The organism is Streptomyces sp. S.PNR 29 (assembly GCF_030386795.1).
Lineage (GTDB): Bacteria > Actinomycetota > Actinomycetes > Streptomycetales > Streptomycetaceae > Streptomyces.
Genome location: NZ_JANUQM010000009.1, coordinates 14,868 through 27,279 on the forward strand (window position 1 = coordinate 14,868; position 12,412 = coordinate 27,279).

13 protein-coding genes are annotated in these 12,412 nt (G+C 72.1%); 8 read left to right on the plus strand and 5 right to left on the minus strand.

What is annotated here, in order from left to right:
* Positions 1–237 precede the first annotated feature (237 nt).
* Entirely contained in the window at positions 238–1,647 is a 1,410-nt protein-coding gene (gene radA / locus NW895_RS23565; protein ID WP_289937845.1) for a DNA repair protein RadA, read from the plus strand.
* Positions 1,648–1,728: 81 nt separating this feature from the next.
* The gene (gene disA, locus NW895_RS23570) at positions 1,729–2,853 is read left to right on the plus strand and encodes a DNA integrity scanning diadenylate cyclase DisA (protein ID WP_289937846.1); all 1,125 of its coding nucleotides are present in this window, start codon (positions 1,729–1,731) and stop codon (positions 2,851–2,853) included.
* 62 nt (positions 2,854–2,915) lie between these two features.
* Here disA and NW895_RS23575 read toward each other — a convergent pair whose 3' ends face one another.
* A complete protein-coding gene (locus NW895_RS23575) occupies positions 2,916–3,767 on the minus strand; it encodes a hypothetical protein (RefSeq protein WP_289937847.1) in 852 nt (283 codons plus the stop codon).
* Between the two features lie 354 nt (positions 3,768–4,121).
* On the opposite strand from NW895_RS23575, the gene NW895_RS23580 reads away from it, so the two are divergent.
* The 5 genes from NW895_RS23580 to cseC all read left to right on the plus strand — a co-directional run bounded on the left by NW895_RS23580 (position 4,122) and on the right by cseC (position 8,761).
* Positions 4,122–5,057, plus strand: coding sequence for an A/G-specific adenine glycosylase (locus tag NW895_RS23580; protein WP_289937848.1), 936 nt, complete (start codon positions 4,122–4,124; stop codon positions 5,055–5,057).
* A gap of 245 nt (positions 5,058–5,302) precedes the next feature.
* Positions 5,303–5,842, plus strand: coding sequence for a SigE family RNA polymerase sigma factor (locus NW895_RS23585; RefSeq protein ID WP_289937849.1), 540 nt, complete (start codon positions 5,303–5,305; stop codon positions 5,840–5,842).
* Between the two features lie 92 nt (positions 5,843–5,934).
* A complete protein-coding gene (locus NW895_RS23590; RefSeq protein WP_289938312.1) occupies positions 5,935–6,540 on the plus strand; it encodes a hypothetical protein in 606 nt (201 codons plus the stop codon).
* A 152-nt stretch (positions 6,541–6,692) separates the two neighbouring features.
* Entirely contained in the window at positions 6,693–7,397 is a 705-nt protein-coding gene (cseB, locus tag NW895_RS23595; protein WP_289937850.1) for a two-component system response regulator CseB, read from the plus strand.
* An 8-nt stretch (positions 7,398–7,405) separates the two neighbouring features.
* On the plus strand, positions 7,406–8,761 hold the full coding sequence (gene cseC / locus NW895_RS23600) for a two-component system sensor histidine kinase CseC (protein WP_289937851.1): 1,356 nt from the start codon (positions 7,406–7,408) through the stop codon (positions 8,759–8,761).
* A gap of 12 nt (positions 8,762–8,773) precedes the next feature.
* Here the strand turns inward: cseC and NW895_RS23605 are convergent, their stop codons facing one another.
* The 4 genes from NW895_RS23605 to NW895_RS23620 all read right to left on the minus strand — a co-directional run bounded on the left by NW895_RS23605 (position 8,774) and on the right by NW895_RS23620 (position 11,286).
* Positions 8,774–9,211: a VOC family protein gene (locus NW895_RS23605; protein WP_289937852.1), complete on the minus strand. Its 438-nt coding sequence runs from the start codon at positions 9,209–9,211 to the stop codon at positions 8,774–8,776.
* A 53-nt stretch (positions 9,212–9,264) separates the two neighbouring features.
* Positions 9,265–9,705, minus strand: a complete 441-nt coding sequence (locus NW895_RS23610) for a helix-turn-helix transcriptional regulator (RefSeq protein ID WP_289937853.1) — start codon at positions 9,703–9,705, stop codon at positions 9,265–9,267.
* 165 nt (positions 9,706–9,870) lie between these two features.
* Positions 9,871–10,572, minus strand: coding sequence for a DUF4397 domain-containing protein (locus NW895_RS23615; protein WP_289937854.1), 702 nt, complete (start codon positions 10,570–10,572; stop codon positions 9,871–9,873).
* Between the two features lie 105 nt (positions 10,573–10,677).
* A complete protein-coding gene (locus NW895_RS23620) occupies positions 10,678–11,286 on the minus strand; it encodes a sigma-70 family RNA polymerase sigma factor (protein ID WP_289937855.1) in 609 nt (202 codons plus the stop codon).
* A 107-nt stretch (positions 11,287–11,393) separates the two neighbouring features.
* On the opposite strand from NW895_RS23620, the gene NW895_RS23625 reads away from it, so the two are divergent.
* Positions 11,394–12,392 (plus strand): MerR family transcriptional regulator, encoded by a 999-nt coding sequence (locus tag NW895_RS23625; protein ID WP_289937856.1) that lies wholly within the window; start codon positions 11,394–11,396, stop codon positions 12,390–12,392.
* The last annotated feature ends 20 nt before the right edge of the window (positions 12,393–12,412 follow it).

The window sequence follows — 12,412 nt, forward strand, 5'->3', positions numbered from 1 at the left end:
CCAGAACAGCAGCACCAGGAGGCGCGGGCTGGGCACCCCCGCCGGCGCGGGCGAGGGTGTCGAGGCGGCGGGTGACCCGCGGGCCCGGTCCTGGTCCGGGTCGACGTCGATCACCGACTGGTATCCGGTCAGCCCGGCGTCGAGGAGCACTGCGTACGCCTCTCTGGCCTCCGAGACGCGGTCGTCGTCGGTGGTCGCCGCGCGGTGATGTCAGTGGCCTCGGCTACGGTTTCGTCCATGGCTGCCCGTACCAAGACCACCAAGGACCGGCCGTCCTACCGCTGCACGGAGTGCGGCTGGCAGACGGCCAAGTGGCTCGGCCGCTGTCCCGAATGCCAGGCATGGGGCACGGTCGAGGAGTACGGCGCGCCCGCGGTCCGTACGACGACGCCGGGCCGCGTCACCACCTCCGCCCTGCCCATCGGCCAGGTCGACGGCCGCCAGGCCACCGCCCGTTCCACCGGCGTGCCGGAGCTGGACCGGGTGCTCGGCGGCGGTCTGGTCCCCGGCGCGGTGGTACTCCTGGCGGGCGAGCCCGGTGTGGGCAAGTCCACGCTGCTGCTCGACGTGGCGGCCAAGTCGGCGAGTGACGAGCACCGCACCTTGTACGTCACGGGTGAGGAGTCGGCGAGCCAGGTCCGGCTGCGCGCCGACCGCATCAACGCCCTCGACGACCATCTGTATCTCGCCGCCGAGACCGATCTGTCGGCGGTCCTGGGCCACTTGGACGCGGTGAAGCCGTCGCTGCTGATCCTGGACTCCGTGCAGACGGTGGCCTCCCCGGAGATCGACGGCGCGCCCGGCGGCATGGCGCAGGTGCGGGAGGTGGCGGGGGCGCTGATCCGGGCGTCCAAGGAGCGCGGCATGTCCACCCTCCTCGTGGGCCATGTCACCAAGGACGGCGCCATCGCCGGGCCCCGCCTCCTTGAGCACCTGGTGGACGTGGTCCTCCACTTCGAGGGCGACCGGCACGCGCGCCTGCGGCTCGTACGGGGCGTCAAGAACCGCTACGGCGCCACCGACGAGGTCGGCTGCTTCGAACTGCACGACGAGGGCATCACCGGACTCGCCGACCCGAGCGGACTCTTCCTGACCCGGCGTGACGAACCGGTCCCCGGCACCTGTCTGACCGTCACCCTGGAGGGCCGCCGCCCGCTGGTGGCCGAGGTCCAGGCGCTCACGGTCGACTCGCAGATCCCCTCCCCCCGGCGTACGACGTCGGGCCTGGAGACCTCCCGGGTCTCGATGATGCTCGCGGTGCTGGAGCAGCGCGGCCGGATCAGCGCCCTGGGCAAGCGGGACATCTACTCGGCGACGGTCGGCGGCGTGAAGCTCTCCGAACCGGCCGCCGATCTCGCGGTCGCCCTCGCGCTGGCGAGCGCGGCCAGCGACACGCCCCTGCCGAAGAACCTCGTCGCGATCGGCGAGGTCGGCCTCGCGGGCGAGGTGAGACGGGTCACGGGCGTGCAGCGGCGGCTCACGGAGGCGCACCGCCTGGGCTTCACGCACGCCCTCGTGCCGGGCGATCCGGGCAAGATCCCTCCCGGTATGAAGGTGCTGGAAGTGGCGGACATAGGGGACGCTCTCCGGGTCCTTCCGCGGTCCCGTCGCCGAGAGGCCCCACGGGAGCAGGAGGACCGCCGGTAGACTTTGCCCTGGTCTCGCCCGTCCGTACGAACCGAGTGTGCGAAACGGGAGCGCCCCAGAACCTGCGACCGGAGGAGTGCAGTGGCAGCCAACGACCGGGCAGCAGCTCCCGGAAAGTCCGGTGGGAGTGCCGGTTCCGATGGCCTGATGCGCGCCTCGCTGAGTGCCGTGGCACCCGGCACGTCCCTGCGTGACGGCCTGGAGCGGGTGCTCCGCGGCAACACCGGCGGACTCATCGTGCTCGGCTCGGACAAGACCGTCGAGGCGATGTGCACCGGCGGCTTCGTGCTGGATGTCGAGTTCACGGCGACCCGGCTGCGGGAGCTGTGCAAGCTGGACGGCGGCATCGTGCTGTCCTCGGACCTGTCGAAGATCCTGCGGGCGGGTGTGCAGTTCGTGCCCGACGCGACGATCCCCACGGAGGAGACGGGCACGCGGCACCGCACGGCGGACCGGGTCAGCAAACAGGTCGGTTTCCCGGTGGTCTCCGTCTCCCAGTCGATGCGGCTCATCGCCCTGTACGTCGACGGCCAGCGCCGTGTCCTGGAGGACTCGGCGGCGATCCTGTCCCGCGCCAACCAGGCGCTGGCGACCCTGGAGCGCTACAAGCTCCGTCTCGACGAGGTCGCGGGCACTCTGTCGGCGCTGGAGATCGAGGACCTGGTCACCGTCCGGGACGTCTCGGCGGTCGCACAGCGCCTGGAGATGGTCCGCCGCATCGCCACCGAAATCGCCGAGTACGTGGTCGAGCTGGGCACGGACGGACGCCTCCTCGCCCTCCAGCTGGACGAGTTGATCGCCGGTGTGGAGCCCGAGCGCTCGCTGGTCGTCCGGGACTACGTGCCCGAGCCGACCGCCAAGCGCTCCCGCACGGTCGACGAGGCTCTCGCCGAGCTCGACGCCCTCACCCACGCCGAGCTCCTCGAACTGCCGACGGTCGCCCGTGCCCTGGGCTACACGGGCTCCCCCGAGACCCTCGACTCGGCGGTGTCCCCGCGCGGCTTCCGCCTCCTCGCCAAGGTCCCGCGCCTGCCGGGCGCCATCATCGACCGCCTGGTCGAGCACTTCGGCGGCCTGCAGAAACTGCTCGCCGCCAGCGTGGACGACCTCCAGACGGTGGACGGCGTGGGCGAGGCCCGGGCGCGCAGCGTACGGGAGGGGCTGTCGCGGCTGGCGGAGTCCTCGATCCTGGAGCGGTACGTCTAGCCCTCGGCGCACAGCCTCCGGAAGGTGCCGTCAGGTGCCGTTCCTCGGAACGGCACCCGGCGTCAGTCGTTCTCCAGCACGAAGGACGTCTGCACCTTCGCGAACCCCGGCACCTTGGCCTCCACCAGGTACGTCCCCGCACCGGCCGATCCCGCCGGAGGCGTGGCGCACTGCGCGGCGGACCGCTTGCGGTCCCACTTCACGCTGTAGGTGATCCCACTGTCGGCGGGCACGCGGAACAGCAGGCTCCCCGCTCCCTTGGGGCAGTCGGCCGACGACCAGAACTCGTCGTCGTCGCTCGCCTGAGTGATCGTCAGCACCGCTTTCTTCGGCCCGAGATCGACCTTGCAGTCAGTGCCGGAGATGTTCCGCGCGGTCAGCTCGAAGGCCGGCGTCTGCCCGGGCTCGTAGGTGTTGCGGACGCTGCGCAGGCTCAACTTCAACGCGTCCGCGGTGCAGTTGGGCAACGAGGAACCGGCGGCAAGCGCGTCCCCCGCACCGACACCGGTCGTACCCTCCGCCGCGGATCCCCCGCCGGCCGTGCCACCGCCACCGCCCGAACCGCCGGATCCGCCGGAGTCCCCGGACCCGCCGCCGGACCCCGCACCGGAACCGTCACCGGCCCCCGAACCATCCCCGGAACCCGACCCGTTGGAGTCCCCCGGCCCGGTCTCGTCCCGCCCGCCCGGCGCCTGACTGAACGCCGGCCCCGAACTCGACGGCCCCGGTGTGATGGAGGGCGCGGGATTCTTGCCGTCGGCACCGTTGTCGTGGCCCTTGCCGCCCCCACCGCCCGAGGTCACGATCCACGTGATCAGCAGCGCCAACAGGGCGAGAACAGACAGCAGTACGGCCCTCCGTCGCCAGTAGATGGAGGAGGGAAGCGGCCCGACCGGATTGCGCAGAGATCCCACGGCGCAAACTGTACGAGAGATCGGCGCTTTCCCTGGCCGTACCCGCCGTCCGGAGCACAACTTTTCCGGATCATCATCCCGCAAACAGGCCGTACGCCCCTGTCTGTTGTCAGTTCGCGCCCATGGCGATCGCAGCACGTGACGACGGCGGCGCGATGCCTACGTTCCGTGACCATCAAACCTCGGTGTCACGGCAGCCTCACGCGTTCGCGATCGCGGCGCTTGCACCTGTGGCCACGGCTTTCGCGTAGGTGCCGGTGCGATACGGGGCGCACCGGCTCCGGTCAGTTGCTCCAGGCCCCGCGGTGGCGCTGCGCCCGGATGCGGGCTCCGGCGTGGCAGGATCGGAAGGTCATGACTGCGCCCACGAAGCCCCCGCACAGCCACTCCTCCGACGTCGCCGCCGGCCCGCCCCTCGGCGCGGACCTGCACGCCCCCGTCATCGACTGGTTCGACGAGCACGCCCGCGATCTGCCGTGGCGGCGCCCGGAGGCCGGGCCGTGGGGGGTGATGGTCAGTGAGTTCATGCTCCAGCAGACGCCCGTCAGCCGCGTCCTGCCCGTCTACGAGCAGTGGATGGCCCGCTGGCCCCGTCCCGCCGGCCTGGCCGCCGAGGCCCCCGGCGAGGCCGTCCGCGCCTGGGGCCGGCTCGGCTATCCGCGCCGTGCCCTGCGCCTGCACGGCGCCGCCGTCGCCATAACGGAGCGGCACGGCGGGGACGTACCGTCCGACCACGCGCAGTTGCTCGCGCTGCCCGGCATCGGCGAGTACACGGCCGCGGCCGTGGCCTCCTTCGCCTACGGTCAGCGGCATCCCGTCCTCGACACCAACGTCCGCCGGGTCTTCGCCCGCGCCGTCACCGGCGTCCAGTACCCGCCGAACGCCACCACCGCCGCCGAGCGCCGGCTGGCCCGTGTGCTGCTGCCGGAGGACGAACGGACCGCGGCCCGCTGGGCCGCCGCCTCCATGGAACTGGGCGCGCTGGTGTGCACGGCGAAGAACGAGTCGTGCCACCGCTGCCCGATCGCCGCGCAGTGCGCCTGGCGGCTGGCGGGCAAGCCGGAGCACGACGGGCCGCCGCGCCGCGGCCAGACGTACGCGGGCACGGACCGCCAGGTACGCGGCCGGCTGCTCGCCGTGCTGCGGGAGGCGCACGCGCCGGTTCCGCAGGCGGCGCTGGACCGTGTGTGGCACGAACCGGTCCAGCGGGCCCGCGCGTTGGACGGCCTTGTCGCCGACGGTCTGGTGGAGCCGCTGCCGGGCGGGCTGTATCGGCTGCCGCTGAGCTGAGAGACAGGCATCCCACAGGGCCGGCGGTCTTCGTCACGGCGCCCGGGACCGCCAAATCACCCCATACGCGTCCCAACCAGGCCAGCGCTCTACCCCGTTCCTGCTTTCGTTACACAACCGACGGACAGCCGAGTGCCAGCCGCAGGCTGCTTCGGACAGCGCCGTGACAACACCTCCGTAGCTTCATTTCCGTGCCCGAGAGGGCGGGATGGCTACAGAAAAACGGGGAACGGAGGCGGTTGATCATGTCGCAGGGCGAGGTGCTCGAGTTCGAGGAGTACGTCCGCACCCGGCAGGACGCGCTGCTGCGCAGTGCCCGCCGTCTGGTCCCTGACCCGGTGGACGCGCAGGACCTGCTCCAGACGGCGCTGGTGCGGACGTACGGCCGCTGGGAGGGCATCGCGGACAAGCGGCTGGCGGACGCCTACCTGCGCCGCGTGATGATCAACACGCGGACGGAGTGGTGGCGGGCCCGCAAGCTGGAGGAGGTGCCGACCGAGCAGCTCCCGGACGCCTCGGTCGACGACTCCACCGAGCAGCACGCGGACCGCGCCCTGCTGATGGACGTCATGAAGGTCCTCGCCCCCAAGCAGCGCAGCGTCGTCGTCCTGCGACACTGGGAGCAGATGTCCACGGAGGAGACGGCCGCCGCCCTCGGCATGTCGGCCGGAACGGTCAAGAGCACGCTGCACCGGGCGCTCGCCCGGCTCCGCGAGGAGCTGGAGGCCCGCGATCTGGACGCACGCGCGCTGGAGCGTGAGGAGCGGGAGCGTTGCGCGGCCTAGGCAGGAGCGCCGCCGGCAGCGGGGGCACGGGCGAGGGCTCCGAGGACGTCGGACCCTCCCGGGCCGCTCCCGTGGCGGACGGCGTCGGCTTTCTGGCGGTGAGTGCGGCGGTGGCCGGGCTCGCCGCCCTCGCCCTTTTCCTCTCCGGCTGCGGCGCCGGCGGCACCGGCGCCCGCGACGAGGGCCCCGCCCACGCCGACTCGGTGGCGGGCGCCACCTCCTCCCCTTCGGTGTTCCCCTCCAGCACCCCCGACCGCGTGAACGCGGTCAAGCTGGTCAAGGCCGACCCCCAGGTCTCGGCGGAGGTCAAGCGCGAGCTGAAGCCGTGCGTCGCCGACGAGTACCCGGTCGACGTCTCCTACGGCGACCTGACCGGCTCCTCGGCCGACGACGTCGTCGTCAATGTGCTGACCTGCGGTGACGCGGTGGGTGTGGGCAGTTACGTGTACCGCGAGGAGGGCGGCCGGTACCAGAATGTGTTCAAGGCCGAGGAACCTCCGGTCTACGCGGAGATCGACCGCGGCGATCTGGTGGTGACCAAGCAGGTGTACGAGGAGGGCGACCCGGTGTCGAGCCCGTCCGGCGAGAACGTGATCACGTATCGCTGGGCGTCGGACCGGTTCGTCGAGAAGTACCGCATCCGCAACGACTACAGCAGCGCCGTCGGTCCCGACGCCTCGCCGACACAGAGCGGCTGAGGGCGGTGTGAACCGATCGGGCCGAACGGACCGATGTACGGGGTGAACGCCGGGCGCGATCCTGGCGTCTGCATAGTGGACCGCACCTGCATGGTGACCGCACCTGCTTGGTGACCGCACCCGACAAAGACACGAGGACTGAGAGCACCCGGATGGCAGACCAGACCCACGTCCTGTTCGTCGAGGACGACGACGTCATCCGCGAGGCCACCCAGCTCGCCCTGGAGCGGGACGGCTTCGCGGTCACCGCCATGCCCGACGGTCTGGCGGGCCTGGAGGCCTTCCGGACGAACCGCCCCGACATCGCGCTGCTGGACGTCATGGTCCCCGGCCTCGACGGCGTCAGCCTGTGCCGTCGTATCCGGGACGAGTCCACCGTGCCGGTGATCATGCTGTCGGCGCGCGCCGACTCCATCGACGTGGTCCTGGGCCTGGAGGCGGGCGCCGACGACTATGTGACCAAGCCGTTCGACGGGGCCGTCCTGGTCGCGCGGATACGGGCGGTGCTGCGCCGCTTCGGGCACGCCGGCGGCGGTGACCGGGCGGACCGGTCGGCCTCCTCCGCGGCCGGCGGGGTGCTGACCTTCGGCGACCTGGAGGTCGACACCGAGGGCATGGAGGTGCGCCGGGCCGGACAGCCGGTGGCGCTGACACCGACCGAGATGCGGCTGCTGCTGGAGTTCTCCTCGGCGCCGGGCACGGTCCTCTCCCGCGACAAGCTGCTGGAGCGTGTGTGGGACTACGGCTGGGGCGGTGACACCCGCGTCGTCGACGTCCATGTGCAGCGGCTGCGGCAGAAGATCGGCCAGGACCGCATCGAGACGGTCCGCGGCTTCGGCTACAAGCTGAAGGCCTGAGCCCGGCCATGCGGGGGTATGTGCGGCGCCTGGTCGCCTCGCGGCTGGAGAGCGCGGGGCTTCGGACGGGCCTGAGATGGAAGCTGAGCGCGGCCATCGCGCTGGTCGGGGCGCTGGTGGCGATCGCGCTGAGCCTGGTCGTGCACAACGCGGCCCGGGTGTCGATGCTGGACAACGCGCGCGACCTGGCGGACGAGCGCATCTTGATCGCCCAGCGCAACTACGAGCTGTCCGGGCGGGTGAACTTCCCGGGCGCCGAGCTCGACGACCCGAACCTGCCGGCGGAACTGCGGGAGAAGGTCGAGGCGGGCCGGCGGGCGACCTATGTCACCGACCGGGCGAACGGCGTGCCGGACATCTGGGCGGCGGTGCCGCTGAAGGACGGCCATGTGATGTCGCTGCACACCGGTTTCACCGACCGCAGCTCCGACATCCTCATGGACCTCGACCAGGCACTGGTGATCGGCTCCATCGCGGTCGTGCTCGGCGGCAGCGCGCTCGGCGTCCTCATCGGCGGCCAGCTGTCGCGCCGGCTGCGCAAGGCGGCGGCAGCGGCGAACCAGGTCGCCAAGGGCGAGACGGACGTACGGGTGCGGGACGCCATCGGCGGGGTCGTCCGGGACGAGACCGACGACCTCGCGAGCGCCGTGGACGCCATGGCGGACGCCCTGCGGCAGCGGCTGGAGGCGGAGCGGCGGGTCACCGCCGACATCGCGCACGAGCTGCGCACACCGGTGACGGGACTGCTCACGGCCGCCGAGCTGCTGCCGCCGGGGCGGCCGACGGAGCTGGTCCTGGACCGGGCCAAGGCCATGCGCACCCTGGTCGAGGACGTCCTGGAGGTGGCCCGGCTGGACGGGGCGTCCGAGCGGGCCGAGCTGCAGGACATCATGCTGGGCGAGTTCGTCAGCCGGCGGGTGGCGGCCAAGGACCCGGACATCAAGGTGCGGGTGGTGCACGAGTCGGAGGTCACGACCGACCCGCGCCGCCTGGAGCGCGTGCTGTTCAACCTGCTCGCCAACGCCGCCCGGCACGGCAGTCCGCCCATCGAGGTCACCGTCGAGGGCCGGGTCATCCGCGTCCGCGACCACGGCCCCGGCTTCCCTCAGGACCTGCTCGCCGAGGGACCGAGCCGTTTCCGCACCGGCAGCAAGGACCGCTCCGGCCACGGTCACGGGCTGGGACTGACCATCGCGGCCGGGCAGGCCCGGGTGCTGGGCGCCCGGCTGACCTTCCGCAACGTCCGCTCACCCGGAGCGCCGGAAGACCTGCCGGCCGAGGGGGCGGTGGCGGTGCTGTGGCTGCCGGAGCACGCGCCGACGAACACGGGCAGCTACCCGATGCTGCCGGCGCCGGGCTCGTAGGGCGGCAAGGGTTCAGGAACCGAACTCCTTCGAGAAGTCCAGCTCCTCGCTGCGCTGCGTCAGCGAGTACCAGTTGCCGTTGTCGTCGCGGAAGATCGCCTCGATGCCGTACGGCCGCTCCTGCGGCTCCTGGATGAACTCCACGCCCCGCGCCCGGTAGGTCTCGTAGTCGCCGCGGCAGTCGTCGGTGAAGAATGCCCCGGCGCCGATCACGCCCTTGCCGACCAGCTTCTTCAGCGCCTCGGAGGACTCGGGGTCGAGGCCCGGGCCGTCGAGGCTCATCAGCGCCAGCTGCACGTCCGGCTGGTCCTTGGTGCCGACGGTGATCCAGCGCATGTCCCCCATGGCGACGTCGTCGCGCACCTCGAAGTCCAGCTTCTCGGTGAAGAAGGCCTTGGTGCGCTGCTGGTCGAAGGTCCATACGGTGGTGATGCCCAGGCCCTTGATCATGGCTCTGCTCTCCTGTGGTGGGCGGTCCCGGTGGGTTGCTTCGACCGTAGGTGTCAGGTGCGCCGGGCCGCTTCTCCTGCGTTGCGGTCCTGCCGCGCCTGTCCCTGTCCGAAGCCCCCGGCCCAGAGCATCGCGTAGCACCCGGGGATCAGGGAGGCGCCGCGGCCGACGTGCTTGATCCGGTACTCGGTCGGGGTCAGCCCGGTGCGCGCCTTGAAGCGGGCCGAGAACGTACCGAGGCTGCTGAAGCCGACCAGGTGGCAGATCTCCGTGACCGTGAGGTCGGCGCCGCGGAGCATCTCCTCCGCCCGCTCGATGCGGCGGTGCGTCAGATAGTGGCCGGGCGTCTCGCCGTACGCCTCCTTGAAGGCCCGTATGAAGTGGTACCGCGAGTACCCGGCATGCGCCGCCACCGCGTCCAGATCCAGCTCCGGGTCGGCCCAGTCACGGTCCATGGCGTCCTTGGCGAGCCGCAACCGGTGGGTCTTGTCCATGAGCCCGATGGTGGCACGGGGGTCTGACATCGGCACCGGCCACGGCAGCCTCCCGGGTGCGTCCGCCCGCCTGGGGCCGCGACGGTCCGGCCTCGCGGTGGTGACCGCCGCCGGGACGGCGGTCACCACCGGAAGGCCGGTGAGCCGTCGCCCCGGCGGTCCGCTTCAGCCACTGGCCGGAGAGACGCCGAGCGTCTGGGTGGCCAGCGCCAGGTTCTTGTCCTCGGCGCTGCCCCAGGCGTAGACGGTGTTGCTGGTGCCCTCCTTCAGGTTCAGGTCGGCCGGGCCGATCGCCACGGTGTCCGTGCCGGCGAGCACGACGTCGGCCGAGACGGTGCCGGCGTCGACCACGGTGGTGCCTTCCTTCGGGTTCTCGAGTCCCTTGAACACCGGCTGCCCGCCCGCTCGGACGTCCACGGCCGGAGCGGCGGCGACGTGACGCACGGTCAGCCGTGCCGTGCCGGCGTCCGTCCTGGAGACGTCGTCGACGAAGGCCGTCAGCCGGGGCTTGCCGTCCGCGGAGAGGTGGGCCGCGATGGTGGCGTTCGCTCCGGCCGGTACCTTGATCTCCTTCTCGACGGCCGGTGTGCCGTCGGGGGCCTGGCCGGCGCTGAAGACCTGGATGTCGTAGGTCCCGGCGTCGAGGGCCTGGGGGGCGGTCACGGTGCCGGGCTTGAAGTCGCCGAGCAGCTTGTCACCGTTGGCGTAGACGTCGGCGGTCAGTCCGGGAACGCCGTGGAAGACGGACACCTTTGCCGTGCCGTCACCGCCCGCGGCGGGGGCCGCCATGGCGGGCGCCGTGGCACCGAGGGCCAGAACACAGGCGCCGGCCGCGGCGGCGAGGGCGTGGGAGGTGCGGGAGTTCATGATGAGTCGGTCCCTTCGTCGAGAGGTTCCGCCGGTTGCGGAGTCTCGTCTCTGCTTCCTGCCGGGGCGTCGCCGTGGATGCGCCGGGAGGCGGATGCGGCGTGCCTACGCGGCCCTGCCGGCGGAGCGGGCCTGTTCGATGCCCTCGCGCAGTCGGTGCAGGCCACGCCGGGCGTGGCTCTTGACGGTGCCCAGGGGCATTCCGGTGCGTTCGGCGATCTGGGTCTGTGTCAGGTCGTCGTAGAACGCCATGCACAGCACCTCGCGCTGGTCGCGCGGGAGGCGGGACAGGGCGTCGGCCAGGAGCACCCGGTCCAGGACGTCGTCGGGTGCGCTCACGTCCCGGCGGTGTGCGCCGGCGTCCTGTGCCACCGAGTCGATCAGTGTGAGGCGCCTCGTCCTGGCTGCCAGGGCATCGACGATCTTCCGGCGCGTGATGCCGACGATCCAGGCACCGAGCGGTCCACGCTCCGGACGGAAGCCGGCCCGTCCGCGCCAGGCCCCGAGGAAGACCTGCTGGGTCACGTCCTCGGCCTCGTGCGCGTCGCCGAGCGAGCGGATCGCCATGGTGTGTACGAGGGGCCGCCATCGCCGGTACACGGCCGCGAACGCCGCCTCGTCGGCTGCGCACAGGCCGCGGGCCAGGTCGTCCTCGTACCGGGTCTCCTCCACGGCCGGAGAGCGGTCCGCGGTGGAGGGCGTCTTGGTGCTCATGGCCTGTTCCTCCTGCCCGAGCGGGATGACCGGGTGCCTGGGATCCAGTCTCATGAGCGGAAACGACGCAGACAACATGCGTCGTTTGTGCGTCGTACCATGGGAGTGTGAGGACGAACAGGGACGAGGGGGACGAGGCAGCTGCGCCGCGCGGCGGCGGGCTGACCACCGGAGAGGTGGCGAGGCGGCTCGGGGTGGCGCCCACGACGATCCGTTCCTGGGATCGTCGCTACGGCCTCGGTCCCACCGCACACACCGATGGCCGGCACCGCCGCTGGACCGCCGTCGACGTGGCACGGCTGGAGCGGATGTGCGCTCTCACGGCGAGCGGGTTGCCGCCCGCCGAGGCCGCCCGCCTGGCGCTCGACGAGGCGGGTCCGGACACTTCCCCGCTCACGGGGAGCCCCGCTCCCCCACCGAGGCCGGCAGCCCGGAGACGGAGCCGGGCCGGCACCGGCCTGCGACTGGGCGACGCGCGCCAGGAATGCAGGGGCCTCGCGCGCGCGGCCCTGCGCCTCGACGCCACCTCCCTCGACGAGCTGCTGACGGCCGCGATCGAGGAGCACGGCCTGATCGCCGCCTGGACGGAGGTGATCATGCCTACGCTGCAGGCGGTGGGCCGTAAGTGGGAGAGCTCGGGTGAGAGGTACGTGGAGGTCGAGCACTTCCTGTCCTGGCACGTCTCCGGTGCTCTGCGGCGTCATGCGCCGTCCGTGGCCGCCGACCGGCCCGGAGCCACCACTCTGCTCGCCTGTGTTCCCGCGGAGAATCACACGCTGCCGCTGGAGGTGCTTGCCGCCGCGCTGGCCGAACGCGGCCTTCCGGTGCGCATGTTCGGCGGCGCGCTGCCCGTCGCGTCACTGGTGGCCGCCGTACGCAGGACCGGCCCGGCGGTGGTGGGGCTGTGGGCGCAGTCCCGCACCACGGCGAGCCGGCCGCTGGCCCAGCATGTCGCGGCGATCGAGTGGGGCGTGCGCGGCGCCCGCAGGAAACCGCTGGTCCTCACGCTCGGTCCCGGCTGGGCCGGGCAGACGGCGCCGGGCCTGCCGCATCCCCCGGGGCTGGCGGAGGCCGTCACGGCGGTGGAGTCGGTCGCACTGAGGTGATGCCGACTGTGCGTGCCGGA

Coding starts and splice junctions, on each gene's coding strand:
- NW895_RS23610 (WP_289937853.1), bottom strand. CDS start 9,705: ATGGACAAGACCCACCGGTTGCGGCTCGCCAAGGACGCCATGGACCGT.
- NW895_RS23605 (WP_289937852.1), bottom strand. CDS start 9,211: ATGATCAAGGGCCTGGGCATCACCACCGTATGGACCTTCGACCAGCAG.
- NW895_RS23620 (WP_289937855.1), bottom strand. CDS start 11,286: ATGAGCACCAAGACGCCCTCCACCGCGGACCGCTCTCCGGCCGTGGAG.
- radA (WP_289937845.1), top strand. CDS start 238: ATGGCTGCCCGTACCAAGACCACCAAGGACCGGCCGTCCTACCGCTGC.
- cseB (WP_289937850.1), top strand. CDS start 6,693: ATGGCAGACCAGACCCACGTCCTGTTCGTCGAGGACGACGACGTCATC.
- NW895_RS23580 (WP_289937848.1), top strand. CDS start 4,122: ATGACTGCGCCCACGAAGCCCCCGCACAGCCACTCCTCCGACGTCGCC.
- cseC (WP_289937851.1), top strand. CDS start 7,406: ATGCGGGGGTATGTGCGGCGCCTGGTCGCCTCGCGGCTGGAGAGCGCG.
- NW895_RS23585 (WP_289937849.1), top strand. CDS start 5,303: ATGTCGCAGGGCGAGGTGCTCGAGTTCGAGGAGTACGTCCGCACCCGG.
- NW895_RS23615 (WP_289937854.1), bottom strand. CDS start 10,572: ATGAACTCCCGCACCTCCCACGCCCTCGCCGCCGCGGCCGGCGCCTGT.